General features: G+C 49.5%; 25 protein-coding genes. 16 read left to right on the forward strand and 9 right to left on the reverse strand.

Translation table 11 applies throughout. From position 1 onward, the window contains the following. Positions 1 to 357: 357 nt before the first annotated feature. Entirely contained in the window at positions 358 to 1,992 is a 1,635-nt protein-coding gene (gene groL / locus B3A20_RS03335; protein WP_072828114.1) for a chaperonin GroEL, read from the reverse strand. A gap of 148 nt (positions 1,993 to 2,140) precedes the next feature. Continuing rightward, positions 2,141 to 2,422, reverse strand: coding sequence for a co-chaperone GroES (gene groES / locus B3A20_RS03340; protein WP_012819905.1), 282 nt, complete (start codon positions 2,420 to 2,422; stop codon positions 2,141 to 2,143). Between the two features lie 393 nt (positions 2,423 to 2,815). On the opposite strand from groES, the gene B3A20_RS03345 reads away from it, so the two are divergent. Beyond that, positions 2,816 to 3,739, forward strand: a complete 924-nt coding sequence (locus B3A20_RS03345) for a sugar nucleotidyltransferase (protein WP_290761801.1) — start codon at positions 2,816 to 2,818, stop codon at positions 3,737 to 3,739. 125 nt (positions 3,740 to 3,864) lie between these two features. Here B3A20_RS03345 and B3A20_RS03350 read toward each other — a convergent pair whose 3' ends face one another. Then, positions 3,865 to 6,204 (reverse strand): DUF748 domain-containing protein, encoded by a 2,340-nt coding sequence (locus B3A20_RS03350; protein WP_290761803.1) that lies wholly within the window; start codon positions 6,202 to 6,204, stop codon positions 3,865 to 3,867. A 108-nt stretch (positions 6,205 to 6,312) separates the two neighbouring features. Between B3A20_RS03350 and B3A20_RS03355 the strand changes: the two genes are divergently transcribed. Next, on the forward strand, positions 6,313 to 7,980 hold the full coding sequence (locus B3A20_RS03355) for a glycoside hydrolase family 9 protein (protein ID WP_290761805.1): 1,668 nt from the start codon (positions 6,313 to 6,315) through the stop codon (positions 7,978 to 7,980). Between the two features lie 38 nt (positions 7,981 to 8,018). Here B3A20_RS03355 and B3A20_RS03360 read toward each other — a convergent pair whose 3' ends face one another. The 4 genes from B3A20_RS03360 to B3A20_RS03375 form a co-directional block, all read right to left on the reverse strand. Further along, positions 8,019 to 9,008: an ElyC/SanA/YdcF family protein gene (locus B3A20_RS03360; RefSeq protein ID WP_290761807.1), complete on the reverse strand. Its 990-nt coding sequence runs from the start codon at positions 9,006 to 9,008 to the stop codon at positions 8,019 to 8,021. A 5-nt stretch (positions 9,009 to 9,013) separates the two neighbouring features. Then, positions 9,014 to 9,469 (reverse strand): GNAT family N-acetyltransferase, encoded by a 456-nt coding sequence (locus B3A20_RS03365; protein WP_290761810.1) that lies wholly within the window; start codon positions 9,467 to 9,469, stop codon positions 9,014 to 9,016. A 5-nt stretch (positions 9,470 to 9,474) separates the two neighbouring features. Next, complete coding sequence (gene tsaB / locus B3A20_RS03370; protein ID WP_290761813.1) at positions 9,475 to 10,104, reverse strand: tRNA (adenosine(37)-N6)-threonylcarbamoyltransferase complex dimerization subunit type 1 TsaB; 630 nt, start codon at positions 10,102 to 10,104, stop codon at positions 9,475 to 9,477. Positions 10,105 to 10,229: 125 nt separating this feature from the next. Continuing rightward, positions 10,230 to 11,264, reverse strand: a complete 1,035-nt coding sequence (locus B3A20_RS03375) for a D-alanine--D-alanine ligase family protein (protein ID WP_290761816.1) — start codon at positions 11,262 to 11,264, stop codon at positions 10,230 to 10,232. 533 nt (positions 11,265 to 11,797) lie between these two features. Between B3A20_RS03375 and B3A20_RS03380 the strand changes: the two genes are divergently transcribed. Beyond that, positions 11,798 to 12,718, forward strand: a complete 921-nt coding sequence (locus tag B3A20_RS03380) for an NAD-dependent epimerase/dehydratase family protein (RefSeq protein ID WP_290761819.1) — start codon at positions 11,798 to 11,800, stop codon at positions 12,716 to 12,718. Positions 12,719 to 12,770: 52 nt separating this feature from the next. Here B3A20_RS03380 and B3A20_RS03385 read toward each other — a convergent pair whose 3' ends face one another. Next, positions 12,771 to 13,736 (reverse strand): UbiA family prenyltransferase, encoded by a 966-nt coding sequence (locus B3A20_RS03385; protein WP_290761822.1) that lies wholly within the window; start codon positions 13,734 to 13,736, stop codon positions 12,771 to 12,773. Between the two features lie 202 nt (positions 13,737 to 13,938). On the opposite strand from B3A20_RS03385, the gene B3A20_RS03390 reads away from it, so the two are divergent. The 13 genes from B3A20_RS03390 (at position 13,939) to B3A20_RS03450 (ending at position 24,006) form a co-directional block, all read left to right on the forward strand. After that, positions 13,939 to 14,202, forward strand: coding sequence for a hypothetical protein (locus B3A20_RS03390; RefSeq protein WP_290761825.1), 264 nt, complete (start codon positions 13,939 to 13,941; stop codon positions 14,200 to 14,202). After that, positions 14,189 to 15,454, forward strand: coding sequence for a ribosome small subunit-dependent GTPase A (gene rsgA / locus B3A20_RS03395; RefSeq protein WP_290761829.1), 1,266 nt, complete (start codon positions 14,189 to 14,191; stop codon positions 15,452 to 15,454). Before B3A20_RS03390 ends, rsgA begins: the two co-directional genes overlap by 14 nt. A gap of 4 nt (positions 15,455 to 15,458) precedes the next feature. Then, on the forward strand, positions 15,459 to 15,869 hold the full coding sequence (locus tag B3A20_RS03400; protein ID WP_290761832.1) for a hypothetical protein: 411 nt from the start codon (positions 15,459 to 15,461) through the stop codon (positions 15,867 to 15,869). A 1-nt stretch (position 15,870) separates the two neighbouring features. Then, positions 15,871 to 16,500: a hypothetical protein gene (locus tag B3A20_RS03405; RefSeq protein ID WP_290761835.1), complete on the forward strand. Its 630-nt coding sequence runs from the start codon at positions 15,871 to 15,873 to the stop codon at positions 16,498 to 16,500. 25 nt (positions 16,501 to 16,525) lie between these two features. Continuing rightward, positions 16,526 to 17,155, forward strand: a complete 630-nt coding sequence (locus tag B3A20_RS03410) for a nicotinate-nicotinamide nucleotide adenylyltransferase (RefSeq protein ID WP_290761838.1) — start codon at positions 16,526 to 16,528, stop codon at positions 17,153 to 17,155. 1 nt (position 17,156) lies between these two features. Then, positions 17,157 to 18,125, forward strand: coding sequence for an RluA family pseudouridine synthase (locus B3A20_RS03415; protein ID WP_290761841.1), 969 nt, complete (start codon positions 17,157 to 17,159; stop codon positions 18,123 to 18,125). A gap of 315 nt (positions 18,126 to 18,440) precedes the next feature. Then, positions 18,441 to 19,232, forward strand: a complete 792-nt coding sequence (locus B3A20_RS03420) for a DUF3450 family protein (RefSeq protein WP_290761844.1) — start codon at positions 18,441 to 18,443, stop codon at positions 19,230 to 19,232. Next, positions 19,232 to 20,728, forward strand: a complete 1,497-nt coding sequence (locus B3A20_RS03425; protein WP_290761847.1) for a MotA/TolQ/ExbB proton channel family protein — start codon at positions 19,232 to 19,234, stop codon at positions 20,726 to 20,728. Before B3A20_RS03420 ends, B3A20_RS03425 begins: the two co-directional genes overlap by 1 nt. Then, the gene (locus B3A20_RS03430; protein WP_290761849.1) at positions 20,728 to 21,360 is read left to right on the forward strand and encodes a MotA/TolQ/ExbB proton channel family protein; all 633 of its coding nucleotides are present in this window, start codon (positions 20,728 to 20,730) and stop codon (positions 21,358 to 21,360) included. Before B3A20_RS03425 ends, B3A20_RS03430 begins: the two co-directional genes overlap by 1 nt. Next, positions 21,357 to 21,761, forward strand: a complete 405-nt coding sequence (locus tag B3A20_RS03435) for an ExbD/TolR family protein (RefSeq protein ID WP_012819885.1) — start codon at positions 21,357 to 21,359, stop codon at positions 21,759 to 21,761. The genes B3A20_RS03430 and B3A20_RS03435 overlap by 4 nt, the downstream gene beginning before the upstream one ends. 210 nt (positions 21,762 to 21,971) lie before the next feature. Then, the gene (locus B3A20_RS03440; RefSeq protein WP_290761854.1) at positions 21,972 to 22,613 is read left to right on the forward strand and encodes an energy transducer TonB; all 642 of its coding nucleotides are present in this window, start codon (positions 21,972 to 21,974) and stop codon (positions 22,611 to 22,613) included. Between the two features lie 124 nt (positions 22,614 to 22,737). Then, the gene (locus tag B3A20_RS03445) at positions 22,738 to 23,676 is read left to right on the forward strand and encodes a tetratricopeptide repeat protein (RefSeq protein WP_290761856.1); all 939 of its coding nucleotides are present in this window, start codon (positions 22,738 to 22,740) and stop codon (positions 23,674 to 23,676) included. Further along, positions 23,677 to 24,006 (forward strand): hypothetical protein, encoded by a 330-nt coding sequence (locus B3A20_RS03450; protein ID WP_290761859.1) that lies wholly within the window; start codon positions 23,677 to 23,679, stop codon positions 24,004 to 24,006. Positions 24,007 to 24,023: 17 nt separating this feature from the next. Here the strand turns inward: B3A20_RS03450 and B3A20_RS03455 are convergent, their stop codons facing one another. Then, positions 24,024 to 26,723 carry a U32 family peptidase gene (locus B3A20_RS03455; RefSeq protein WP_290761862.1) on the reverse strand — a complete coding sequence of 900 codons (2,700 nt, stop codon included), beginning with the start codon at positions 26,721 to 26,723 and terminating at the stop codon, positions 24,024 to 24,026. Positions 26,724 to 26,921 lie beyond the last annotated feature (198 nt).

Consider the following 26,921-nt stretch of genomic DNA (forward strand, 5'->3'; position numbering starts at 1 on the left):
AAGACAACTCAGAAGGCGAGTATGCCCTAAGGCGAATGCCGCAGTTGTGCTTGCACAAATATGGCTGAGCCGTTTAGCAAGACGCGAAGCGTCAATGTTGCGACCATGTTTGCATGGGCATAACTGAGCCAAAGAGTTGGGGCGTAGCCCCATCCAGTAAAGTATTGTACAGCGTCATTCTGAGAGAACATGTTAACGTCGTCCTGAACAAAGTGAAGAACCCGGTTAAGTCTTGTACTGCAAAACGAGAAATAGCAGGCCCCTTCGTTGCGCTCAGGGTGACAAATGCATACAAAAAATCCCGAGCTCGTAAGAGTCGGGATTTTTAGTGGAGTTAGAATATGAAATTCTAGCGGATTACATCATGCCGCCCATGCCCATGGACGGATCCATAGCCGGAGCTGCCGGAGCCTTCGGTTCTTTCTTTTCGGTGATCACGCAGTCAGTTGTGAGGATCATCGAGGCGATGGAGGAGGCGTTCTTGAGAGCCGTGCGAGTCACCTTAGCCGGGTCAATGACGCCAGCCTTGATGAGGTCTTCGTAAGTATCGGTCTTAGCGTTGTAGCCAAAGCCGTCCTTGCCTTCCTTGACCTTGTTCACAACGACAGAGCCTTCAAGGCCAGCGTTCTGGACAATCTGGCGGAGCGGTTCTTCGATAGCGCGGCGGATGATTGCAGCACCAGTCTTCTGGTCGGCATTGTCGAACGTAAGAGCGTCGATAGCCTTTTCAGCACGGATGAGAGCAACACCACCACCCGGAACGATACCTTCTTCGACAGCGGCACGAGTTGCGTGCATAGCGTCGTCGACGCGGTCCTTCTTTTCCTTCATTTCGACTTCGGTAGCAGCACCGACCTTGATCACAGCAACGCCACCGGCGAGCTTTGCCAAGCGTTCCTGGAGCTTTTCACGGTCATAGTCGCTCGTGGTAGCTTCAATCTGCTTCTTGATCTGAGCGATACGGCCCTTGATAGAAGCGGCGTCACCAGCACCTTCGACGATCGTGGTGTTGTCCTTAGTGATGGTGATGGACTTTGCCTTACCAAGCACTGTCACCGGAGCGTCTTCGAGCTTTGCACCCGTGTCTTCAGAGACGAGCATACCGCCAGTGAGGATTGCGATATCTTCGAGCATGGCCTTACGACGGTCACCGAAGCCCGGAGCCTTGACTGCAGCAACCTTCAAAGTGCCGCGCATCTTGTTCACAACGAGCGTTGCGAGTGCTTCGCCATCGACGTCTTCGGCGATGATGAGGAGAGACTTGCCCTGCTTTGCAACGTGTTCGAGCATCGGGAGCAAATCCTTCATGGTAGAAATCTTCTTGTCGTACAGGAGAATGTACGGATTTTCGAGAGCGACTTCCATGCTGTCCGTGTTCGTGACGAAGTACGGAGAGAGGTAGCCACGGTCGAACTGCATACCTTCGACAACGTCGAGGACAGTTTCAGCAGTCTTGGATTCTTCGATGGTGATGACGCCATCGTTGCCGACCTTTTCCATAGCGTTGGCGAGGAGTTCGCCAATTTCCGGGTCGTTGTTTGCAGAAATCGTTGCGACCTGGGCGATGTGTTCCTTGCCGTTGATCTTGACGGCCATCTTGCCGACTTCCTTGATCACAGCTTCGACAGCAGCGTCCATACCGCGCTTGATGTCCATCGGGTTTGCACCGGCAGCGACGTTCTTCAAGCCTTCACGAGTGATTGCCTGAGCGAGAACGGTTGCAGTTGTGGTACCGTCACCAGCAGCGTCAGAAGTCTTGTTCGCGACTTCCTTAGCCATCTGTGCGCCGAGATTTTCGTATGCGTCTTCGAGTTCGACTTCCTTAGCGACAGAAACGCCGTCCTTAGTGACGTTCGGAGCACCGAAGGAGCGTGCGATCATGACGTTACGGCCCTTAGGACCGAGAGTAACCTTAACTGCATTGGCGAGCTTGTCAACGCCCTTCATGAGCGATTCGCGAGCTGCTACATCAAACTTCAATTGCTTTGCCATTTTTGTATTTCCTTTTTTAAAATTTTTTAGAGGTGTTAGGTTTTAGGTTGTAGGGGTTAGGTTATTATCGCGGCTTTGCCGCCTTCTATAGATGCGCCTTCGGCGCCATTTTTTTTCCTATAGCCTAATCCCTAATACCTATAGCCTATTACAGAGTAGCGATAACGTCGGATTCCTTGACGATGAGGAAGTTTTCGCCGTCGACGGTAACTTCAGTACCGCTATACTTGCCGTAAAGCACCACGTCGCCAACCTTGACTTCCATAGCAACGACTTCGCCCTTGTCGTTCTTGCGACCCGGACCTACGGCTACGACCTTACCCTGCATCGGCTTTTCCTTTGCATTATCCGGAATGAAGAGACCGGAGGAGGTCTTCTGTTCGGCTTCAGCCGGCTTGACAACGATTCGATCTGCTAAAGGCTTGATCATTATTTTTATCCTCTTTTGAGCTTTTGCCCAGTTAAATTGCTTGGCCCAATTGATTGTTGGAGTTGTTCCAAATTGGACCATTTCTTTTGTTACACCCATCCTAAAGCAATTTTCGTGCCAATATATAAATAAACCTTTTTGACGCGTTGTTTGGTGTGCTTTATATCGTGATTGTTTAATTTTGATACACTGCTGCTTTTACTGTTTGGATGTGCATGAAACGTGTTTTAAAATGAAACCGATGGTTTCGTGTTGTAGTTATTTTATTTGACGTAATAAACGGCTAAAGTCCACCCCAAATGACAAATTCCTTGTTTTTTTTACCACATTTTTATTATCTTGTAGTCTTACGTAAGGGTGTTTGAAAACACTAAAATAAAAAAGGGTTTTTGAATGAAAATAGTTCTTCCTGTTGCTGGCAATGGCGTTCGCCTTCGTCCGTACACAGAAAATTTGCCGAAGTGCTTGCTTCCTGTTGCTGGTAAGACAATTATAGATTGGATTGTTGATGACGCACTGTTTTTAAAACCGACCGAGACTATTTTTATTACAGGGTACAAAGCTTCTGTAGTCGATGATTTTTTGAGGCAAAAACCGGAATGGGGCGCCGTACGTACCGTGGTGCAGTCCAATCCGCAGGGCTTGGGTGAGGCTATCAGCCTTGCTCTTCCGTATGTAAACGATGAAGAACCGCTTTTGATTATCCTTGGCGATACGCTGTTCGAGGCTGATTTGTCCATTTTGGAAAGTGCAGAAGATAACATCCTTTACACGTTTAAGGTCGATGACCCGAAGCGTTTCGGTGTTGCTGTTACAGACAAGGATGGCCGTATCGAACGTCTTGTGGAAAAGCCGCAGGAATTTGTTTCGGACGAAGCTATAGTTGGTATTTATTACATCAAGGATGTCAAGGCGCTTAAGGAGGCCTTGAACTACCTCATGCAGAACGATATCCGCACGAAGGGCGAATTCCAGTTGACGGATGCGCTTGAACGCATGATCCAGGGTGGTTGCAAGTTCCGTACGGCTCCAGTCAAAAAGTGGCTGGACTGCGGCCTTGTTGAAACCTTGCTTGCTACGAACGCACATGTGCTGCAACGCAATGAAAAGTCTGCTCCGCAGAAGTTCGAAGGTTCCGAAGTTATCATGCCTTGCCACATCGGTAGAAACGTGACCATCAAGAATTCGAAGGTCGGTCCTAATGTGTCGGTTGGCGATGGATGCGTGATTGAAAATTCCGAAGTCAGTGATGCCATCCTTTGGGATTGCGTAAAGGTTGTCAACCAGAAAGTAGCTGACGCCGTGATTCACGTATAATTTTTGAAAAAGCGGAGCGCATGAATGCGCTGCACGCTTGATTTGCATTTAGAAAAGGGCATCGCTCATGCGATGCCCTTCTTTTTATTTTCGTCTGTAGCCGCAGAGCGGCGTTCTCTCGTCTATTACTGCACGTCTACAGTTACTTTGTACATAGGCTTGTCCTTGTAACTGCGGAGAGCTTCTCTCGGAGCCGTGATGACCTTCAGGTTCTTCTTCGTGATGCCTGGCTGAGCGCGTAAGACTTTGAGGAGGTCGGCGTTGCGCTTTGATGCCATTTGCGGGAGAACCTTCATCATGTAGTTCTTGTCGATTTCGGCGGAATGTTCCTTGACGTAAGCCTGGAATTCCTTGTCCTTTTCTTTAATTTCTTCGATGGCCCTGTAGTCGAGTTCGTTCAGTTCCGTCTTGTTGTTCTTTTGCTTATAGAAATCGATCTTGAGCTGCTTGACCTTGTATTCCTTGGCGGTCTTTCTCGGGTTGTAGTACTGCGTGAAGGTCAGCATCAGGTTCGGGTCCTTCTGGATCATTTCCGTCATCTTGGTGGCCTTGGCGTACTGTTCGCTGGTGAACGTATCAGTGTTTGCGTCAATCAGCACTTCGTCGTTCTTACCGAGGTCAAAGCCGAGCGCGCTTGCGCCTGCCATAGCGAGGTTTCCAACGAGTCTGAACGGAGAAATAGCGACCTTCACGAGCAGGTTCACGACGGTCTTCCAGATGATTTTGCCGTAAGAGAATTCAGGGTCATCGAGGTTGCCTTTGACCGGCACGTCGAACTGGATTTTGTCGTCCTTGTCCTTCAAAATGTAGAGACCGATTTTCATCGGGACGGTGTATTCCGGATCGATGTCGTCCACCTTGTTGCCAACGGTGATGTTGTAAATGTCAATCGTGTTCTTGCTGTCGAGGTTGCGGTCGACAATCTTGTTTTCGCTGGCGAATGCAAGTGTGCCCGCCTTGAGCGGGTAGGCGGTGTAGTGCAACGAGTAGTTCGAGAAGTGCTTGAGCACGAGGTTTTTGACGCTGATGTAGATGTCCATCGTGTTTAGGTTGCTGAGGGCTCCGTGGTACTTGAGCGAGAGACTACCGCCTTCGGGGAATGCGGCAGAAACGTTCACGTTGCAAGGCGTGTCGTAGTTGATGTTCTGGCCGGTAACGGTAATGGCGCTCACCTTGTAGTTGAACGGACGGATAATGGTGTGATCGGTGATGGTGATGTAAGTGTTCTTGACGAGGAGCTTGTTAATCTTCGCCTTGAGCTTCTTTGCGGCGGCGGGCTTTTCTGCTGTGTTTGTTGCGCTTGTCGAATCAGCGGCGACCTTCGTCGTGTCTGCGGGTTCTTGCTTTGCGGCTTCTGCAACCGTTTCTGCCTGCGTAGAATCGGCGGCGGTTGTATCCGTCATGCTTCCGGCCTTGTTCTTCGGGGTGAGGAGTACGTCAATGTTTGTCTTGCCGTCCTTGTACAGGTCGATGTGGGCGAAAGCGCCATCTACGATGACGGAGTCGATGAGGTATTCGTTGTCGACAAGGTTTGCCTTGTTGATTCCGACGGTGACGTTTTCTGCGCCCATCTTGCTTCCGCTGACTTCGGTGAGGTCAATCTTGTCGAGCGAGACCTTGCCCTTGACATTGGAGGCGAGGATGCTGTTGATGTTACCGCTGATGGAGATTTGAGCCGAGAGGTAACCCGCAAAATCCTTGTAGTTGATGGAATCGTTCAGGTACGGCTTGATGCAGGAGAGTGCAAATCTATTCAGGTTCAGGAAAATGTTGAAGTCGTAGGTGGCCATGTTGGCATCGACCTTCACGTTCAGGTCACCGCCGTCTGCAAACTTGAGGCTCACGTCGACGCCGGTCGAGTTGTCTTCGAGATAAATGGCCGGGATGTTGATGGAAAAGTCCTTGAGGTGGAACTTGGAGCCGACTTTTGTATCCTGGTAGATGATGTTGCCCTTGTCGAATACAATGTTTCTCAGGCTGAGCTTGACGGGAAGGCCTGCTGCAATTTCGGCTGCGCTCTTGCTGCTGTCCGATTCGACCTTCTTTTCTTCGGGGTGCTCGGCGTAATAGATGCTGTCCTTTTGGGCGAGGAAGTCTAGGATGTCGGAGAAGTTGAAGCGTTCTCCGTGCTGCGTGGTGCGAACATAGAGGGCCTTCATGTAGATGTCGCTGATGTCAAGCGTTCTCGTGAAGAGCTTGAGCGGGTTGATGTTCATGCTGAACTTGTCGAACGCGACAAAGCGGGTCTTGTCGTCCGCTTCCATGACCGCGAGCGTATCTACGTCCAAGACGTAGGTGAACGGGTTCAGGCTGATGTTCTTGATGGTGATGCTTCGGCCAATCATTTCCTTGGAGTGCTCTTCGATGTAGCTACGGGCAATCTTGGGCGCTACGAGAAGTGTGACGAAGTAGAGGAGGATCAGTGATCCTAATACGATGAGGGTAATTTTGAGTGGCTTTTTCATGTAGTAAAATCTAAATATAAATGAGCGAAAAGTGTAATGTTCCCTATGGTAAACACGTCTGTCATGATTTGTTTTCCGTCTTTGTCCTAAAAAAGTTATTCTTAGGGTATGGATGCGAAAATTCACTATTGTCACCCCGGTTACGTTCCCTCGGTTTCCAAGACTTTTTTGGTCGCCTTTTCGGAGGACGTTACTTTGCCTTCGGTCAAGTTCAAGATTTTGGATAGCGAAAAACACGCTGTTTACGAGGGCTTGGCTGAAAAATTGCAATGCTGCGAATACTCCGGCGAGACTCTGTTCAAGGGGGACTTTTCAACGGTTAAAACCCCAGGGCGTTACCAGATTGCTTTGGCGGACTTTGATGTGAAGTCGCGTTTATTCGAAGTCTCGGATGAATGGCTCGTTCGCGAACTCAAGGCGAATATCAAGTCGTTCTATTACCAACGGAGTGGAGTTGAATTGCCGGAACGCTTGGCAGGGAGGTGGGCACGCCCGGCGGCGCACTTGGACTCAGCTCTTGAATTCCATCCGTCGATGGAACGTGCGGGGCTTTGGAACGCCCATGGCGGCTGGTACGATGCGGGCGACTATGGCAAGTACATTGTGAATGGTGGCGTGAGTGTTGCAACACTCATGCTTGGCTGCGAACTCATGCAGGCGCATTCTCAAAAGCCTTCGATTGTTGGTGGTACTGCGTTCAAGGAAACGTACGAACTGCCGGTAAGCTTGCTCGATGAAATCCGTTTTGAACTGGAATTTTTCTTGCGCATGCAAGACGAAGATGGAGGCGTATTTTTCAAGGTGACGCCTTACCGTTGGGATGGTTTTGTGACACCTTCGGAATCGGACGCTTCTCAAAAGCGTTACATTCTTGGAAAGTCCACGTCTTCGGCTCTGAATTTTGCAGGTGCGCTTGCACAGGCGCATCACGTTTATGCCAATGTCGATTACGCATTTGCTGAAAAATGCTTGTTTGCTGCGGTTCGTGCTTACCTTTGGGCCGAGAAAAATCCCGAAGTCGACTGGCCGCAAAATACCGAGGGCAGTGGCGGCTATGGCGATTCTGATTTAGGCGATGACTTTTTCTGGGCTCGTGCAATGTTGTATCGCGAACTGAAAAACGTTGAAAGTATTGCTGATGTGAATGTTTCAGGCTTGCTTGAACGTTTGGAAAGTCAACTTCCGGTAGATATGGACACGTACTTGCCGACATACGGATTGCAATGGCGATCGACACAGAATCTAGCCTGGTTTGCGCTTGCGACAATGGATTGCAAGTGGACGGAACGCGCCCGTATGGCTTTCAAGTACACGGCCGAAGAAATCTTGCATCTGCAAAAGGAAGACCCGTATGGACTTTCAATTCGTAAGTTCATCTGGGGGAGCAATGGCGATATTGCAAACCATGCGCTGACGCTTTATTTGGCGTATGAATGGTTTAATGATTCGAAGTATCGTGATGCGGCAATGGAACAGATTGAATTTATTTACGGCAAGAATCCTGTGGATGTGAGCTTTGTGACGGGCTCTGCTTGGAGTTCCCCGAAGTTCCCGCATCACCGCATTAGCCATTCCGATGGCGTTGATGAACCGGTGCCTGGGCTTGTCGTTGGTGGCATTAATGAAGACCGCCAGGATTTGCACAGGAATCCGCATTACATGGGGGAGGCTCGTGGCATGTCTTATGCAGACGAGCAATGTTCCTTTGCCAGTAACGAAGTTGCTATCAACTGGAGTGCTCCTTTGACGGCAGCTTTGTTGCTGTTAAGCGCTTAATTTGTCATGCCCTGCTCCGACAGGGCATCTCCCTCTAGTTATTTCTTGCCTTGCTTTGCCGGCACTTTGGCGGGCGTCTTGACGTCGCCTTTCTTCTCTTTCGGCTGTTCTTTCGCTGTTGCCTTGGGCGCGTCTTTGGACGGCTCTTTGGCTTTCGTCGAAGTTTTTTCCTGCGTCTTACTTGAATCTTTTACAGTTTCTTTTGTTGTTTCTTTGGCTGTTGCTTTTACAGAATCCTTGACGGCTTCTTTTTCTGATTCGGCTTTTATCTTGTCTTCAATTTTCGGTAGGAGTTTTTGTAAGTTGACATTTGAGCGGAATTCGCGCTTGTATTCGGCGTAAGAGCGAATTGGCTTGTAGTAAGAAGAATCTACCGCTTTGAGCGTGTCTGTATTGAACAAGTCAAAATACGAGGCGAAAAGTGCAGCCCAGCTGCGAAGCCAGTCCTTGCGGGATTCTCGGTTGCTGTACCAGCAGTTTGGATTGTATGTGTAATGGTGAATGTCTTTTGTTACGTAGACAGGACTGTTGCCGGAGAGCTTTTGGAAAATTCTCTTGACTCTGTATGTCGACGAGGCTCCTGTCAAAAGAAGGACTGTATCGGCGTTGTGCTTTTTGAGCCAGGGAACGAGTGAATAGGCTTCGCTAATGGTGGAGGGGTCGTTGTGCGGAACGAGAAAAACGGCGTTGCTGTCAAATGCTCCGAGTCTCATGAAGTCGTCTGCGTAGAATTCGGAGTTGCTGCGTTCACGGTAGACTCGGCGACCAAGTAGCAATACAGAATCGGCCTTGCCTTCTTTAACAAGATTTGCCGCGTAATCGCTACGTTCTAAATCTGCGCTTTGTCCGTCAAGGACGGCGACCCATTTGACATGCTCGATTTCATCATCTTCGACGAGCCAGTGACCGCTTTTTTCAAAAATGGCGTATGTGAGGACTGCAATAGCAAATAAAATCAGCAGTGCGATGCCCACGCTGAAGTTTTTTTTCTTTTGGTTGTTCTTATCTAATTTTAAAATCTTTGACAAAATAATTACCTACAGAACTTGTACAATGCCGCATCCTCGCCATCGGAATAATATTTTTTGCGGATGCTGTATAGCTTGAAACCGTGCTTCTCGTAAAAGGCGCGAGCCTTGACGTTACCGTCGCGGACTTCCAAAAAGCATTGGTCACCATTTTCGGTGAGCTTGTCCAAACCCGCTTTCAAAAGTTGACTGCCGATGCCTTTGCGCTGTTCTGATGCGCGAGTGGCGATACTCAAGAGCTCGGAATCGGGTCCGAGTAAATGGAATATTGCGTAGCCCAAAAGTACGCGGCTCGTGTTGTTATTTGAACTGCCGCAGTTTTCTTCACAAACAACGCAGTACGCATAACTAGCGCGGATTTCCGACAGAAACTGCTTTTCGTTCCAATCCTGAAACGCAAGTTCCCGTTGCAATTCGAGAACTTGTGGCAAGTCATTTTCGGTCATCTCGCGCAGTCGCATTGTGATTACACCTTCAACTTCTCGAAGTACGAGGGCTGGATGTAGTTTGCTTCTTGAATGAGCGAAGGCTTCACGGTGTCGAAAAGTGGGCTCCACATGTTGAGCTTCTTGTCGGTGTCGAGAGTCGTTGCAATTCCCTTGTCCTTGAAAACGGCGACGAGCGCTTCGTCTGCAAGTGCGGCCGCATCAACAACGGCGTTCTTCACGGAGCTTGCCTGGAGTCGTGCAACTACATCTGCAGTTTCGATAAAGCTCTCTTCGTTGTTCAGACGCAAATACCAGAAGCCATTGCGTGCGCGAATCACGACGGCCGTATCGCTGTCGGCGGCTCCCGAAAAGCAGGCGAGGGCTTGCAATGTCGTCACGCCATACAAATGGCGTTTGCCACTAAAGCAAAGCCCTTGGCAGAATGCAACGCCCGTACGCAGTCCGCTGAACGAGCCCGGCCCGACAGTTACCATGACACGCTTCACGTCATCGAGAGTGGCGCCGACCTTAGCCAAAAGGTTATCCAAGCTTGCGCTCAAGATTTCGCCTTTGGCGGACGGATCGACTAATTCTTCATACACGGAATCCGCGCACAATGCCATCGAGATTCCCTTTCGGGATGTGTCTACTATTAAGTTATAGTTCATAGTTACTAGTTCGTAGTTACTAGAACTTAGAGTTTAGAACTTAGAGCTTAGAAAAAATGCTTGGATCAACTTGTCTAAGTTCTAAGAGCGAAGCGGTCTAAGTTCTGCCAACTGCGGCAACGCCGCTAACGTTTAATCTCCAAGCTCTTGTCGATGATGAGGTCGATGAGCTGGCTGTAGGTGATGCCAACGCAAGCTGCCTGTTGCGGCAACAGCGATGTCGGAGTCATGCCCGGGAGCGTATTCGTTTCAATTGCAAAGAGTTCTCCGTCCTTCGTGATGCGGACGTCCGTGCGACTGTAGCCTGCGCCGCCCAAAGCGTAGTGGGCTTTCTTCACAAGTTCCTGGATGCGTGCGGTAAGTTCCGGTGCAAATTCAGCCGGAGTGACTTCCTGACATTCACCGTTGTACTTCGCTTCGAAGTCAAAGTATTCGCGGGTTGTCATGCGCATTTCAGTCGGCGGGAGCGGCTTTTCACCTTCGATGTAACCGCAGCTAGCTTCGCCACCGGCGATGAACTTTTCGCAGAGCAAACGGTTAGAATCCTTGAACAAGTCCTGTGCAATCTTGCCGGCTTCGTCGAGATTCTTGGCGATGCCAATGCCGATGGAAGAGCCTCCCAGCGGGTCCTTGATAACGAGCGGGTATCCGAGTTCATCGGCAACGCTTACGAGCGTGTCGCCTGTGAAGTCATGCTTCCAGATCACGCGGTAAGGCGGAGTCGGGATGCCGTTTGCACGGTAAATTTCCTTGGACTTGATTTTGTCCATGGCGAGTGCCGATGCCAAAAGGCCGCAGCCCGTGTACGGGATGTTCCAGTTTTCGAGCATTGCCTGGATGTGTCCATCTTCGCCCCATTTGCCGTGGAGGGCGAGAAACGCAATGTCAGCAGACGGGAGTTCCGAAAGTGCCGGGGATTTCTTTTTGTTTGCCGCCGTGCCTTCGAGGCTGTGGAAATAGTTTGCCGAGAAATTTGCTTTCTGGTACGGAGAAAGTTCACGGGAAGACCAATGCCAGGTACCGTCCTTGTCAATGAGCACCGGGTGGATGTTGTACTTTTCCGGATCCATGGCGCGCACAACGCCAGTACCGCTAACGACAGAAACATCATGTTCAGTAGATGGACCACCCATCAAAACCAAAACGCGTAAACGGGACATAAAAACCTCACTAAAAATCTTTGCGGTTTAATCTAGTAAATTAGTCGTTGCTCAGTAGCTGTTGGTCTATATTTACTAGTTGATTGTTAATAGAGGGGGGAGGCAAGATGTTTAATAAAGCGTGTGGATGGGCTAAAAAACAAAAAAAGTCCGATTTTTACGTCAATAAAGCTTTAAAATGCGCTTTTTTTACGTAAAAATGTAATGTTGTATGTACTTTTTTGATGGCTTTTTCTTGAAAAATCAAATTTATTCTCTTTTGCTGATGAAAACTGTAGGTTTGGTGGCAAAAAACGGGATGAAATAGACGTGCTGAAACATAAAATTTGTTATTTTGTTCTGAAAATTACGTAAAAAAACTAAATTTCTGCATTTTTTTGACGTAAAAAACGCTGAAATTTTAAAATTTGATGCTGCGCAAGCCAAAACAAGCTTAAATAAGCCTAAAAACAACAAATATATGCCTATAAATCTTGCCGGATTGAACTGACATAATCTATATTGAAAAAGATAGGTGTTAATAAGGAGTTCTTATGCGAGTATTTGTAACGGGTGGAACTGGTTTTATTGGCCATTACGTGGTCAAAGCCCTTTTGGAAAAGGGACACGAAGTAGTTGTTGCAACGCGCCACCCGAACAAGGTGCCGACTTTAAGAGCTAATCCAAACGTCACGTTTGTTGAGGCTGCACTCACGGATTTCGAAAAGATGGGCGAAGGCCTGATTGGTTGCGATGCCTGCATTCATGTGGCTCTTGGCTGGGGTGATTCCCCGAGCGCAATGCTTATGAATGATACTCGAGCAACGGTTGCTCTCCTTGAAATGTCCGCTCGTGCAGGCTGTGAAAAGTTCATTATGACGAGTAGCACTTCGGCTATGGGTCGCGTGCGTTCCGAAATGCGCGAAACCACGAGCAATTTGCCGATAGACCTTTACGGCGCCACCAAGGCTGCTGGCGAAGCTTTTGTGCTTGGCTTTAGTCATGGCTACGGAAGCCAGTTCCCCGAAGTCAAGATGAAACGCAATATCATCCGTCCGGGGTACACGTTTGGCAATCCGGCGTTCCCCGATGGCTGCTCGCAGCCGGACCGCCGCTTCTTTGAAATGGCTTACGCTGTTAAGGAAAATCGCGATATCAACATCATCAAGAACGACGGTACGCAGTTTATCCATGCTTCCCAGCAGGCGCAAATTTATATGAAATTGCTGGAATCCGACTACAACGAAGAAATTTTCTTGGGCCTCGGATCCGAATGGATTAGCTGGAAGGAAATCGCCGAAAAGATGATCGCTCTCAAGCCTGGTTGCACTTCAAAGATTGTAGAAACCGATATGGGCTGGGGCGATGAACCGATGCTTTATGATGTCCAAAAAATCAGGGATTGCTTTGGTCTTGCGTTTGACGCTCACGAGCTCCTTGATGACCATATTCGTTGGACTTTTGAAAACGCATAGTTTACAAGTATTTTTTTAGGCAGAACAGCGCTGTGTAAACAGCGCTGTTCTTTTAATCGAGAATACTGCTGACAACCAGGGATATAAGCCCAGGAATCATTGCAAACTTTAGGATAGCTTGGGCTCGGCGGTAGTTCTCGCTGCTTGCGCTAAAAATGGCGATGGCAAAGCAAGGAGTGAGTGTCAATCCCGTCATCAGGAGGAATATCGGCGGATAATTGTGGCTGAATAGTTTGTTAAGGAAAAATACAGGGACGGGAAGAGAAATCCATGTGAATATAAGGATGTCTCCTGCGAGGCGGCGTGCAATTTTGTCTCCCGCGACAATTGGAAACGTCATGATTCCTGCTTTTAAATCGCCAGCTTTGTCTTCTAGGTCTTTGTATAATTCGCGGGCTATGGTGAGTAGGAATGCAAAGGGAATGGCGGGGATGATTGCCCAAAAGTGTTCTTCGGGGAACTCGCGATTAGAAAAGTTGAAGAAATACTGGACCGCAAAGAGTAGCGGGGTTGTGCAGAGTAAAGCCACGGTTATGTTTTTAAACGCTGGGGAGCGTTTGAGATGACGGTTGTATGCAATTAGCAGAGCGCCGAGTAAAATAAAGAACCACGCCGGGAATGTCAGGATGACGGCTCCCATCCATCCGAAATCTAGTGCGAGTTCCGGATTCTTGAGAACGTTTATAAATCTGAAACCCTGTATGACGCTATCGGTAATTCCGCAATAAAGCATGAGTATGGCGAGAAGATTGCTTGTGATGCGAGCTGCTCTCACGGAGATTTTGCCTGTAACAAGTGGACGTTCTGGACGGTTTAGCTTATCGCTTTCTAAATCGAGAATGTCATTTTGGATATTGGCAAAGCCGATTGCTGAGGCAAAACCAACGGCTTGAAGTATGAGAATTTGAATTGGAGGTTTGAATTGTAACAGTGTATAGCCCACCAAAAGCGTGATTATGGCGATTACAATATTCACGGGGCGTGTCATTTTAAAAAGTGTAAATAGCGTAGAAAACATGGATTTTCCCTTCGATTATGACCGAATAATAAACAAAAAATACGTTTGTGAAAAGAGCTTTTCTTTAAAATTACTTTAAATATGCGAAAAAGTGCATCTGTTAGTTCCATGCTTTGCCGATATCTTTCTTCTTCCTACTTCAAACTTTCTACGGTCTACTGATTACTATCTTTACACCATGCCTTTTTTTACGAAGAGTAATTTGGAAGATTTGAGGAAGGAAGCCGAACAGCTTTCTATATGCGTCGAACATTTCCTGTATGCTTCGGAACATATTCCCGAAAGCGACTGGAAGACGAAAGGGTTTTACGATAATTGCATCGAGAAGTGTAATGGTCGCCTGAAGGCGATTCATTTTCTGATGGAATCGATTCGCCGCGGACGCCCTGTGACTGAAGAGGAATTGGAAGAGGCTCGAGAGCTCGAAGACGAAAAACTTTCTAAATTGAAAAATGATGCGAAATAACGATTTTGATTCCGACGACAATGATGCTCCGTTGAAGAGTGTACGCACGTCTAGGCGCGAACACAGAAGCCGCCGTATCGACGTGATGCGTGAATTGGAATCGGGTGTCGTTGATGAACGCCCGATCAAGGAGCGTTTTAGTCGCGAATTTAAAAAGGCGAAAATCAAGCGCATCAAGAATCCGGTCGAAAACATCGGTGAAGAAAATTGCGTGGAAGGGCTTGTGCTCGAAGTCCACCGTCGCACTTGCGAAGTGAGATTAAACGAGAAGGAGGTGCCCTCCCCATACGCGGATCATGCTCACATAAGTGCTAAAGCACTAAGTGATCAAAGAGCTCAAGGCGGGCATGACAACCTTCCTACTTCCGACTTCCTACCGTCTACTGTAACTGCCATGTACCGCGCAACAACGTCCAAGACGCTCGGCGAGTTCCCGGCCGTGGGCGACCGCGTCTTGCTTGGTCTTGTGAATGATGGCGATGATGAAGGCGATGGTGTCGGTTCGCAGAAGTATTGCGTTGTGCGTGTGCTCCCGCGAAAGAGCGAACTCAAGCGTCCGGGCCCGCGTGATAGCTTCTACAAGCAGCAGACGCTTGCCGCAAATATTGACCAGGTGGTGATTGTCGCGAGCGTGACGCAGCCTGAATTCAACTACGGATTCATGGACCGCTTTTTGCTTGCCGCAAACTTGAACGATTTGCCGTTTGTGCTCGTTCTCACTAAGATGGATTTGTTGCCGAATGGTGAAGCCGACTTGTCAAATGATATCCGTGATTTCATGAAAATTGTAGACAAGGTGATTCCAGTGAGCGTTAAAAGCGGGGATGGTCTTGAAGTTTTGCGCAATGAACTCGTCGGAAAATCCTCTGTCTTTAGTGGCATGAGTGGTGTGGGCAAGTCTACATTGATTAATGAACTTGTACCGCATGCCGAACTGCGCACGGGAGATGTCCGCGAACGCGACGGCAAGGGTCGCCATACGACGACCTCTTCAAGCTTGTTCAATTTTCCGGGTGGCGGTTACGTGATTGACACGCCGGGTATCCGTAGCATTGGCCTTATGGACATGGAACCGGAAACGCTGGCAAAAATTTTCCCAGGATTTTTCGAAGATGACTTGTTTACGTGCAAGTTTAGCAACTGCAAGCACCTCAAGGAACCGGGTTGCGCTGTTCGTGCTGCCGTTGAGTCGGGAAAAATCTCCGAAGCCCGTTATGCAAGCTATGTACGAATTTTGAATTCAGGAAAGTAATTATATGTCTGATTACGTTGTGAAAATTGCCCTAGTGGCATCAATTATTTTTATGGGTTATAGCATCTCTGAATTTGCCGCAAGCTTCAAAACTGTGAGTGAAAAAATTGGTGAATTCTTGAGTCTTGCAAAAGAAAATTCTGCTACAGATTCCGATTTGCGTAGGACCAATATTTTCCTCTCTTGCCTTCTTTCTGTAGGCTACGTTGTACTGGTCTACTTTTCAAATATCGTCATTTGGATTGTAGCCCTGGTTATCTTGAAATTGGTGCTTACATTGTTTGTTTCTGATAAAGTTTTGATACAGGTTTTACGCGATGGTTCGCTTTCTAAAAAAGGTTATCTTGTCTCAAAATATGACGCCCTTTTCAATGCGATGATGGGCTTTGCTTTTGCCGTAATTCTGGTGATGTGATATGAAAATGACGATGCGTTTTGCTAAAAGTATAATCCTTGCGGTTTCGCTTGTTTTTAGTGGTGCTTCCACTTCGTTTGCTCAGTTGAATTCTGGTGGAGCAACTGCTTTTAATCCACTTAGCTCTACGGTTCCCGCTGGTGCGGGGACAAGCATGCGCTGGCCACTTATTTTGGGTGGTTCATTTGGACTTGGCGCTGGTGCGGGCGTGGGTGATGGTCACGGCGTTGGCATTTGCCAAATCAAGCCGATGATTGGCGCTTGGATGCCTGGCCTTGCCTTTGTTCGCTTGGGTTACGGTTTTTCGAGCTACGAAGAAAAGGATGATGATGGCTATAAGAGCGAAGTTGAAAGCTCTGATTTTAGCGTTGACTTGGGCGTGCATCTCCTCAGTGAATTTTTTGTGAAAGGTTCTTATTCTCGAGTGAGCGCTTTGAGTGAAAAAGGCGATGTCGCATGGAATGAATGGAGCGCTGGTTTTGGAACGTTTTGGATTGTATTCTCAAGAACGTTCCTGACATTGGATATCGGTTATCACTGGGTGCTAGAACACTATGACCCGTTCATCGATAAGGATGTCTCGGGTGGCCGTTGGCAGATGAATCTCGGATTCTCCGTGTTTGTCTATTAATTTGTAATTATTTATGAGTTGCGTAATGAAGAATGTTGCTGTTTTGGGTGGTGCTTTTGATCCGGTCCATAAAGACCACATGCGTGTGGCGCGAACTTGTTTGGACCGCGGTTTCTGTGATGAAGTCTGGTTTATGCCGAGTCCCGACCGTTGGGATAAGCAACTGAACGCTTCGCCAGAAGACCGCTTTGCGATGCTCAAACTTGCATTTTCGGGCGATAAGCGCTTATTCCTTTCTGATTTGGAAATCCAGCAGGGCGATTATCGCGGCTCGTACGTGTTCTTGATGAGCCTCAAGGAAAAATTCCCGGAAATCAATTTCCGTTTGCTCACGGGGGCCGATACTTACGAAGGCATTCCGCATTGGCGTGACCCCTTGAATTTTTACGGCACGAACTACAACGGCCATTTGCTGCTCCGCGATATTGAATTGATTGTCTTTGCCCGCAATGGTTATCCACAGCCGGATATGGAACAACATAAACGCAACGGCTACGCTCCGCTTTACTGGCTTGGTCCGGAACAGGGCTTTAACGGCGTTTATTCAAGTACCGCCATCCGCAGGTCGCTTTTGCTGAATCGGGGGGTGTGCCCGCAGGGTTTGGAACAGTCTGTTTACGATTACATTATCAAGCACGATTTGTACAGGGAATAAAATGGGCAAGGCTCCGTCAGATATGTTCTTTGAGAGCGAAGTGCGCCCGGAATACGAGGGTCGCCTTTTGCTCGATTCCCTCAGCGACCGCTTCACCTATCACAGCCGCGAAGACTGGATTGACCGCTTGTCGCGTGGACTTGTGACGATTAACGGGGCTGTAGCGAACGTGGATACGATTGCGCATCGCGGCGACAAGGTTGTGTACCATGTCGAAAATTACAGCGAGCCAGAAGTCCCGACTGATTTTGAAACGGTCTTTGAAGATGATGAATTTATTCTAGTTGCCAAGCCGGCTGGCGTGCCTGTACACCATACGGGTCGCATTTTCTACAACACGTTTGCAGCGATTATCCGTCGCGAATTTGATTCTGAGACGGCAACACCGATGCACCGCCTAGACCGCGATACGGGTGGACTTATCTTGTTTGCAAGGTATGGCGAAACGGCGGCTCGTTTCCAGAAGAATCTAGACCGCATTTTGCTCCGCAAGTTCTACCTTGCGGTTGTGCGTGGAAAGTTCCCTGAAGGCGAAATCGAATGCAAAATGCCTTTGCGCGAAGACCCGGAAGACCCGATTCGCTTGCGCATGCACCACCGTGTTGATGGCAAGGAATGCTTTACGCGCTTTAAGCTCGTGCGCCATTTGGATTGCCCTGAAATTGCTCCGGAACTATCGCTTGTCGAGGCGGAGCTCATTACGGGGCGTAAACACCAAATTCGTGCGCACCTAGCTGAAATGGGTTACCCGATTGTAGGGGACCGCCTGTATTACCGCGATGGTGAATTTTACCAGAAGCTCGCGCAGGGTGGAGAACTCACTGAGGAGGATTTGAAGGTGCTTGGGGCACGAAACCAGATGCTCTTTGCGTACAAGGTTGAACTGCAACTCCCTTACTGGAAGGAACCGCGCGTTTTTGAAAGCCACGCATACCCCGCTGACATGAAACGACTGCTGAATGGCGATTAAGTAGCTTTTTATTCTGTGAAAGCGGGATTATTATTCAAAAAAAAGATAATAGGAAGTCGTTGAGAGAATAAAGCGTCGGCCACAACCTTTAAAGGCGAGTGCCGCGACCATACTTGTATGGTCATGGTTGAGCCGTAAGGTTGGCGCTTGCGCCAGGATGGGTTTTAGATTTTTCCGAGCTTGGGCCCCGCCCGCATGAAGTTTTCGTTGCTTTTTAAAGCTTTAAATATTGATTTTATGCTAAAAATCTCGATTTTACGTTATTTTTGTAGAAATTCTAAATTTTTTAGGCTAACTTCTTTGTATTTTATGCACATGAAATTTTCATTCCTTCCTAAAGTATTGTTGTGTCTGGGGCTTTTTGGCGTTTTTGCCGTTGCCCAAGAAACGGTAGAAAGCGTTCGTCGCCAAATTAAGACGGTCGAAGCCGAAACCGCTCGCGAAAAATCTATGCACGAAGCCGAAAAGAAGCGCCATGCCGAATTCGTTGAAGTCGGTCGCAAAAAGGTGCAGAACCTCTCGGCCCAGAACAAGTCCTTGAAAGCCGAAATTGATTCGCTCAAGGTCGAACTCAAGAAAATTTCAGCGGCCCGTTCCAAGACGAACGGCTCGATCCGCTATTTCGAAAACCGCAAGACGAAGTACGCTGATTCTCTTGCGACGGTCATCGATTCTCTCGTGCCGTTCTTTGAATCGGATTTCCCGTACCGCACGGACGAAGCCGTCAAGAACATCCAGGAAATTGCAAGCATGTTGCACAAGGGCCTGATCGAAACGGACGACGCTCTGAACCGTACGATGGAAGTCTTTTACGACCGCATCCGCCTGGGTTACACCACCGAAGTTTGGAAGGGCTTCTTGCAGGTGGATGCTCGCAACGTGGCTGGAACGTATTTGCGCTACGGCGCTGTTGCCTCGATTTTCGTCAGCAATGACGGTAACGATGTCTTATTCCTCACTCGTAACGGTCTCGGCTACTCCTGGAAGAACGTCTCCGAAGACCTCACGATGCGCACAGTCCTTAAGGACGTGATGAAGGTTGCCGAAGGCAAGACCGCTCCAAGACTAGTGACTATCCCAGTATCTTTCCCGAAGGAGGCTAACTAATGAGCTTCCGTAATTTTACCGCATTTGTATTTGCCGCAAGCCTCGTGGCGCTCACGCCGACCGCAACACTTGCTCAGCAGAATATGACAGTCGATGCCGTCAAGAAGCGCGCCGAACTCAACAGCGCGAAGGCCGACCTCGAAGAAGCCCGCCGCAAGCGCGACATGGCCGTTGCCGCCCGCTGGAAGGACCGCGAAACGTTCAACAAGGAACGTGAACTCTTCAATGAAAAGTATCAGCTCGGCAAGGAACGCGTGGACGCCTTGATGTCCGAACGCACCCGCTTGCTCGAAGACGTGCGTGTGGCTCGCGAAGACTTGGCCCAGGTCAAGCTCCAGGCCGAAAAGGCCCGTGCCGAATACCTCTCGCTCGCTGCAGGTCCGGAACGCTTGGAAATGCTTGCCAAGTTCCAGGAACAGGGCGTACCGTTCAAGGTTGCTGAACGCATCGAAGCGCAGAACAAGGTCAAGAAAGAGATGGGACTTTACCGCGATGACCCGCTCCGCATTGCCCGCTCGTTGCTCGAAGTCGCGAAGAAAGAAATGAAGTTTACGCGTGAAGTTCGCACCGAAAAGGCGGACCTCATGTTCGGAAGCTCGGTTGCCGAAGGCGACCGCATGCGTTTGGGCGGCCTCTTTGCCATGCAGATGGCGAAGGTCACCGACATTAACGGTTTCCATCCGTCGGCTTTGATGCTCCCGGTTGCAGGCGAAAAGAAGCGCGTCTATAGCTGGCAAGAAAATCTTTCTCCCGAAACGCGCAAGGACGTGGCGAAGGCTTTTGCTAGCGCTAATGATTCCGCTTTCGTGATGGTGCCGGTCGATGTGCTCCTCAGCACCGAACTTTCGAGCGAACTTGCAAACCACCAGGAAACCACGTGGAAAGAAGACTTTGCTGAATTTTTCCACAACGGTGGCATTCTGATGTACCCGATTGCAACGCTCTTTATCCTCGGCCTTATTATCTTCCTCGTGCGCCTTGTTTGGCTCCTTGTGCTTGGTTTTGGTGGCCGTGGAGCCCGCAATGCGGTAAAGGCTCTCGCAAATCGCGACCTCCGTCTTGCAACTGCTGAATCCCAAAGTGCTCATGGTGAAGTGGGCAAGGTGTTGCGCTCCGTGCTTGGTAAGAATTTCAAGGACCGCGCGAGTGCCGAAAAGTCTCTCGAAGTCCTGTTCGCAGGCGAAGTGCCGAAGCTCGAAATGGGCCTCAGCTGGATTTCCGTGTTTGCATCGACTGCTCCGCTCCTCGGCCTTTTGGGTACCGTTATGGGTATGATTGAACTTTTCAATGTCATTACTATGCACGGCACGAGCGACCCGAAACTTTTGGCAGGCGGTATTTCCATTGCCCTCGTGACGACGGAAGCAGGCCTTATCGTGGCTATCCCGCTCCAGCTCTTGCACACGCTCCTCGTGAACATCTCGGATTCTGTCCGTACCCGTATGGAAAAGACGGGCCTTGCCGTTCTCAACGCTATCTGGATTAAGGAAAAGTAATGGACGAATACTCCGTCATCGAAGCGACCATGAGCATCCTGCTGCGCGGCGGCTGGGTGTTGCTCCCGCTATTCCTGATTGGGTGGCTGGGCTGGTTCTTGATGTTTGAACGATTTGGCTATTACCTTATGCTGAAAGGGCGTTCGACCACGAAGTTCTTCAAGGACTTGGACACGGTGGGCGAGGAGGCTGCATTTGCAAAACTCCGCAAGCGTCGCTTTGGCTACTTCTTGGCTCTGGTCGAAAACGTGCGCAAATACCGCAATGATGGCCCTGTGGCTGTGCGCAATGCGATGCTTGCGACGCGTCACGAACTGGACGTGAGCCTTTCCAAGTCGCTCAAGACGATTGTGACTTGTGCCTCGATTGCTCCGCTCCTCGGACTTCTGGGAACGGTATCTGGCATGGTGCATACGTTCGAGACGATTAAGCAATTTGGCTTTGGAAACCCGGTGCTCTTGGCCGATGGCATTTCCGAAGCGCTCCTCACGACGCAGGCGGGTTTGCTTGTCGCTTTCCCGTTGATGTTAGTTTATAACTATCTCGAAAGACGAGTGGATTCTATTGGTGATTTTGCCTGGGGTGAAGCGCTCAAGTTCGAAGAACGTTGCTTTGCCAAGGAGGTTGAATGAGTTTTATCCGTAAACGTTCAAGAAGCGGTGGAGGCATAGATGTCTCTCCGATGCTCGATATGGTGTTCATCCTTTTGATCTTCTTCATCGTGACTTCGACGTTCACGCGCGAAACCGGCGTGGATGTGACGAAGCCTAAAGCGAGTACCGCAAAGGAACTTGCGAAAGAAAGCATTTTGATTGGAGTCACCCGTCAGGGGACCATCCACATCAACGAGACGCAGGTGAACCTCTCGACTTTGCAGACCGTGCTCCGCCAGATGATGGCTGAAGCTCCGGATCGCCCGGTGATTATCGTGAGCGACCGTGACGCCCCCAACGGAGTCGTGGTTGATATTCTCGATGAATGTAATTTGGCGAAGGTGAGAAAAGTCTCCATTTCCGCGAATAAGGAGGAGTGATGGTTAGACGAAAGAACGGAGCTTCGCTCCTACAGACTAGAGACGAGAGAAATGGGGAAAGCTTTCCCCTCGCTCGTACTTTGTTACTCGCTACCCCTTCTAGCAGGGGCTCAATCGCCGCCCCCGCAACGCCCCGCTTTATGCATATGCAAATTTCTTTCATGAAAAAATCATCTCTCGTCCCTCGTCTCTCGTCTCTCGTCTAAATCCATGCTTGACTTTATAGCGAAATATTTCCGATTCCCGGTGGCGTTTGTGCTCTCGTTTGTTGTGGGTGCAGTATTTTTCCTTGCGATCCCGGTCATCAACGTGTTGTTCTTCGATAAAGGCGTGAAGTCCGAAAAAGTTCTCGAAGAAGTGACCGAAGTTGAAGTTCTCGTGAGTGAGAAAAAGCCCGAAGTGAAGCAGAAGGTCATCCGTACGGTGGCAACTCCGAATACGTTCAAGGTTTCGGCGCACATGGGCGTTTCTCGCAGCCAGAATTTTCAGATGGATTTATCGCTTGCCCGTGGTGCCGCTGGCGATGGTGTCGCCGTCGATGCTGGCACGATGGAAAACGTGATTTATGAGGCTGGCGAAGTGGATGAACAGGCGCAAGTGCTCCGTGAAATCCAGCCGAAGTTTCCAGAACGCGCCAAGAAAATGGGCGTCTCGGGTTACGTGAAAGTATTTATTGTGATTGATGTGAACGGCGATGTTTCGCAGGCTCAGGTGCTGACGCAGGACCCGGCAGGCTATGGCTTTGATATCGAAGCGCTCAAGGCTATTCGCCAGTGGAAGTTCTCTCCGGCGCAGTTACGCGGCTTCCCAGTAGCGCAAAAAGCTACAAAGGAGTTCCGTTTTGTTAAGTAATTTTAATTACAAATTTGGGAACTCTTTGTGTGGCTGTCATTCCCGACTCGATCGGGAATCTCCTATTTCTTTCGCAAAGAAGCTCTTCCTACTTCCTACAGTCTACTTCTTACTGCTGTTACTGTTGCCGTTAAACAGCTTTGCTGCTGATGATTTCTTCTTCAAGGCGAACGAACTTTATGACCAGGGGCGTTACAAGGAATCGGTGAAGTATTACCGTGCCGCGATTGACGATGGCCGTTACGAGCCGTTTGCATGGTTCAACTTGGGCAATGCTCTAGTGCAGCTCGGCAAAAAAGAAGTCGCGATGGTTGCGTACAAACGCACTGTCGAACTGCTCCCGGATTTTGTGAAGGCTTGGATGCTCCTTGGCGATTTGTATTACCTCGCCGAATCTCCGAGCGATGCGATTGTCGCCTACAACCGTGCGATTGAACTCGGGACGGAAACGGACCACATCCATTTTGCCCTTGCGGAATGTTATATGAAAGGCAGCGACTGGACGCTTGCCCAAAAGCATTTTGAACGCGCTTTGGCGTTGAATCCGGACCGCATGGATGCCTGGTATGGCCTTGCCGAAGTCTATGAAAAGCTTGGCGATTACGAGTATGCCGTGAAAACGCTCAAGAATGCGCTCCAGATGACAGCGACTGCTGGCGCCGACGTGCATTACACGCTCTCGTATTACTACCGCAGCATGGATTCTACGCGGCTCGCACTCAATGAAATGGAAAACGGCATCATGATGGATCCCGAAAACGTTTCCGCTCGCCGCTATCTCGCTCAGATGTACGTCAAGAATGAATCCCCGTGGATGGCTATTTTCACGCTGGAAGAAGGCCTCCGCCACAAGAAAGGGATTGCAGACTTGAATCTTGATTTAGGACAAATCTATTTCACGCAAAAGCGCTACGACGAAGCGTTTGAATGTTATATGAAAGCATGGCGTGCCGGTAATTCTCAGGGCCGCATTGGTGCCGAAAACGTCGGCCACATTTTCTCGAACGCCGGCGACACCGAAAAAGCTGAAACCCTCTACGCCCGCATCCGCGACAAGAAATAAATGAAGAAAAACTTCCCGTTTACTCTGCGAGTCTTCGTATTTTTTATTGCGTATTTGCTGTTTGCTGTTGTAGCGACTACTGTTGGAGTAACCTTTAAATTTGGGTATGCTGAAACTGCGCTGTGGCTATACCCGCCTCTTGCAGTTCCAATGCTATGGCTGCTATTAGCAGTTTTTGTAATTGAATTAATCAGGATGTTTTGGAATAAACGAAACGCTCCGAACTTGGAAGTTGAATTGCGACAAAAGCATTTTAACGCAGTCGTTGTTAAAGTACTTAATACTGTTGCCGTAGTTTTCTTTACGCTTGTTGTGGTGTTTACGTTTTAATGTTCTTTTAAGTAATTTTACCCTTTCTTTCGGTCTTGCCAGACGCTTTGGTTGAACAGCTGGCCTTCGGAGAGTCCGTACTTTTCTTCGACGCCTGCTTTTGAAATGGCGGTGTCGATGTCGAGCTTGCCGCGGATGGCTTGCGTATAAATGTCGATCTTGCGGCGGACGGATTCGGGCTCTTCATCCAAGAGTTCCAAACGGTAGCTGCTCACGTTTTGTGCGATGAGCCTTGGCAAAAGCTTGAGGGCGGATTGCGGCTTGCCGACAAAGAGCGTGTTGCGGCATTCGGCATCGGATTGCAAGAAGTGACGTTCGCCCTTGTGGTCCAAAATTTCGACTTTGTGCTGTGTGCAAATCTTTTTGCATTCGGGGAAGCGACGACCAGTCGTGAGGGCACGTGCGAAGGCGCAGTATTCCGAGTGGAATGCGGGCATGTATTGGTGCAGTGCGAGTTCGAGCTTGCTTCCGTCGATGTTCTTGAGTAAGTCAAAAAGCTGGGTGCTGTTGAGGTCCCACGACGGGTGCAATTTTTCAAGTCCTTGTGCCAAAAGCCAATCGTAGCTTGCGCTGTTGGTGGCGTTCAGGCTGTAGTCGCCGACCATCGGAATTCCGGAATCCTTGAGGAGCGCGAGCGAACCGAGGTTACGCACCAATGCAAATTCCGGCATGAGCGTGAGAATTTGTTTGATGTAATGGTTCTCGCCGGGTTTGTGGATGCGGAGCGTGGCGATGCCTGCTTCGAATCCGAGCTTGTGGATGCGTTCGAGCGGTTCGTCGTATTTCACACCCCAGTCAAAATCCATGACGACTTTGTCGATGTCGAGACCTTGCAATGCGTCGATTTGTTCGGGACGGCGAACGAGAACAGTGATGTTCATGCGGCGGGGCTTTTCTGCCGGATTCGTCTTTTCCGCTGGATTTGTCATTCCCGCGGAAGCGGGAATCTCCTTCACCGAAACATTCTGCAAAAATTCTCGACCCGCGTTTGCTGAAGGTGCAAGTTCTTTCCACTGCAATCGTTTTTCGTCCAAGGCTTGTACTGCTTCTTGGCGGAGCGTACGCAAAACTTTGCCGGGGAGGAATGCGTTTGGCGGGAGCTTGATTTCTAGCTTGTCGAGAACGTAGGCCGTAGCAGAAAGTGCCGAAAGTTCCTTCTTTGCGATGGTCTGGAGTGCGTCGGATGCGACTTCGTTGCGGGCTGCTTCGAGGATGGCACCGTTGACGGTGACCGCGCGCGTCTCGTTTGCGGTGCGTGTTTCCGAAATCGTGAGCTTGAGCGGTTCGCCGATTTTGCCTTTGAGCGTCATGCACACGGGAATGTGCTTGGCGAAACTTTTGTCGGTAAAAGTCTTGTGGAGTTCTTTTTCGAGAGCGGGGGAGTCATTGCGGTATGCCTTCATGCCGTAGCTGACTTTGCGCAAGTTGAATTCTCGACCGAATTCCAGACGAACTTGCGACTTCCCGGCGCGATTGGCGAATGTCGCTTTGTACAGTCGGCTTCCCGTTTGGCGCGGCTCCGGCTCTGCCCTATATTCCTCAAATAAAATCCCGTCGCCCGGCAACAATGTGCACGGAACAGGCTTGTCTTCAAGTTCCACAATCACGCCGCCGCGTTCCACCTGAACGACGGTTCCGATAAATTCACCATGATGGTTTGAGAACGATCCGTCGACGAGTTCCTGGTGGTTTACGCCATCGAGCCAGCCTGTATTGAGCCCGCGGGAGAAAAGCACTTCGAGCGGCTCCAAGTCCTGCGCTGTAAGGCCTAAATCAGTCGCATCGTTTTGATGGATTGCTTCGTCGCCTTCGGCTTCTCGCAATGACGTACAAGGCGAAGGCCGCGACAGGCTGCTTGCAGACTGGCATGGCTGAGCCGCAGAGTCATGCTCGGAGTGCAATGACGTATTATTTTCACTTAATGTTTCTAATGCCTTGCGGTAGGCGTGCGAAACGGCGGCCACATATTCTGGGCTTTTCAAACGCCCTTCGACCTTGAGCGATTCCACGCCGATTTCCCTAAGTTCTTCCAATTTTGGGAGGGCGCACAAGTCGCGGGTGCTGAACAAGTAACGCGCTTTCGGATCCTTCCATTCCTTGCCATCGACGAAAATGCGGTAGGGGAGGCGGCAGCTTTGAGCGCACTGTCCGCGGTTTGCGCTGCGCCCGCCAAAGTTTTCGCTGGTGAGGCACTGGCCCGAGTACGAGACGCAAAGCGCCCCGTGGATGAAAACTTCCAGTTCCAGGTCGGTGAGGCTCTTGATTTGTGCAATCTGCTTAGCCGAAAGTTCGCGTGCCAAAACTGCTCTTGAAAATCCGATGTCCTTGACCAGGTTCACGGCTTCGGAACTTGCGAGCGTCATTTGTGTACTCGCATGGATTTCCTGTTCTGGGCAAATCGCCTTGATGAGCCTTGCAAGCCCGATGTCCTGAATGATGAACGCGTCCGGCTTGAGCGCAATCAAACGTTCCAAAAATTCCGGCAATTCCTGAATCTCGCGCTCGAAGATGAGGATGTTCATCGCGAGGTACGTCTTGACGCCGCGAAGCCTTGCGTAGCGGATCATTTCTTCGACATCTTCAAATGAAAAATCTTCGGTTCGACCGCGTGCGTTCCAGTGGGGCACACCATAGTAAACTGCGTCCGCCCCGTTGTTGATGGCAGATTCCAGCATGTCGCGCGTACCGACAGGCAAAAGAAGCTCAGGATTGTTCATACCTGCAAAAATAGAATTTATTGAATGACTTTAAAAAAGTCTGAAGAATAACTTTAGAAAAGTACGTCATGCGGGCGGGGCCCCAGCTCGGAGTTGCGAAGGCCGCACGGGCCCCTCCCTGCACCCTCCCCATCCTTGGCCGACGCTTTTATTCTCTCGACGAAATTATATGCGTTACAATTGTTTTTTTGTCACGCT

Origin of the sequence: Fibrobacter sp. UBA4297 (assembly GCF_002394865.1) — a bacterium.
Taxonomy (GTDB): Bacteria; Fibrobacterota; Fibrobacteria; order Fibrobacterales; family Fibrobacteraceae; genus Fibrobacter.

What these genes read in the sequence shown, in the direction of transcription:
- groL (WP_072828114.1), bottom strand. Translation starts at nt 1,992, where the DNA reads ATGGCAAAGCAATTGAAGTTTGATGTAGCAGCTCGCGAATCGCTCATG.
- groES (WP_012819905.1), bottom strand. Translation starts at nt 2,422, where the DNA reads ATGATCAAGCCTTTAGCAGATCGAATCGTTGTCAAGCCGGCTGAAGCC.
- B3A20_RS03345 (WP_290761801.1), top strand. Translation starts at nt 2,816, where the DNA reads ATGAAAATAGTTCTTCCTGTTGCTGGCAATGGCGTTCGCCTTCGTCCG.
- B3A20_RS03350 (WP_290761803.1), bottom strand. Translation starts at nt 6,204, where the DNA reads ATGAAAAAGCCACTCAAAATTACCCTCATCGTATTAGGATCACTGATC.
- B3A20_RS03355 (WP_290761805.1), top strand. Translation starts at nt 6,313, where the DNA reads ATGGATGCGAAAATTCACTATTGTCACCCCGGTTACGTTCCCTCGGTT.
- B3A20_RS03365 (WP_290761810.1), bottom strand. Translation starts at nt 9,469, where the DNA reads ATGCGACTGCGCGAGATGACCGAAAATGACTTGCCACAAGTTCTCGAA.
- tsaB (WP_290761813.1), bottom strand. Translation starts at nt 10,104, where the DNA reads ATGAACTATAACTTAATAGTAGACACATCCCGAAAGGGAATCTCGATG.
- B3A20_RS03375 (WP_290761816.1), bottom strand. Translation starts at nt 11,264, where the DNA reads ATGTCCCGTTTACGCGTTTTGGTTTTGATGGGTGGTCCATCTACTGAA.
- B3A20_RS03380 (WP_290761819.1), top strand. Translation starts at nt 11,798, where the DNA reads ATGCGAGTATTTGTAACGGGTGGAACTGGTTTTATTGGCCATTACGTG.
- B3A20_RS03385 (WP_290761822.1), bottom strand. Translation starts at nt 13,736, where the DNA reads ATGTTTTCTACGCTATTTACACTTTTTAAAATGACACGCCCCGTGAAT.
- rsgA (WP_290761829.1), top strand. Translation starts at nt 14,189, where the DNA reads ATGATGCGAAATAACGATTTTGATTCCGACGACAATGATGCTCCGTTG.
- B3A20_RS03400 (WP_290761832.1), top strand. Translation starts at nt 15,459, where the DNA reads ATGTCTGATTACGTTGTGAAAATTGCCCTAGTGGCATCAATTATTTTT.
- B3A20_RS03405 (WP_290761835.1), top strand. Translation starts at nt 15,871, where the DNA reads ATGAAAATGACGATGCGTTTTGCTAAAAGTATAATCCTTGCGGTTTCG.
- B3A20_RS03410 (WP_290761838.1), top strand. Translation starts at nt 16,526, where the DNA reads ATGAAGAATGTTGCTGTTTTGGGTGGTGCTTTTGATCCGGTCCATAAA.
- B3A20_RS03415 (WP_290761841.1), top strand. Translation starts at nt 17,157, where the DNA reads ATGGGCAAGGCTCCGTCAGATATGTTCTTTGAGAGCGAAGTGCGCCCG.
- B3A20_RS03420 (WP_290761844.1), top strand. Translation starts at nt 18,441, where the DNA reads ATGAAATTTTCATTCCTTCCTAAAGTATTGTTGTGTCTGGGGCTTTTT.
- B3A20_RS03425 (WP_290761847.1), top strand. Translation starts at nt 19,232, where the DNA reads ATGAGCTTCCGTAATTTTACCGCATTTGTATTTGCCGCAAGCCTCGTG.
- B3A20_RS03430 (WP_290761849.1), top strand. Translation starts at nt 20,728, where the DNA reads ATGGACGAATACTCCGTCATCGAAGCGACCATGAGCATCCTGCTGCGC.
- B3A20_RS03435 (WP_012819885.1), top strand. Translation starts at nt 21,357, where the DNA reads ATGAGTTTTATCCGTAAACGTTCAAGAAGCGGTGGAGGCATAGATGTC.
- B3A20_RS03440 (WP_290761854.1), top strand. Translation starts at nt 21,972, where the DNA reads ATGCTTGACTTTATAGCGAAATATTTCCGATTCCCGGTGGCGTTTGTG.
- B3A20_RS03450 (WP_290761859.1), top strand. Translation starts at nt 23,677, where the DNA reads ATGAAGAAAAACTTCCCGTTTACTCTGCGAGTCTTCGTATTTTTTATT.
- B3A20_RS03455 (WP_290761862.1), bottom strand. Translation starts at nt 26,723, where the DNA reads ATGAACAATCCTGAGCTTCTTTTGCCTGTCGGTACGCGCGACATGCTG.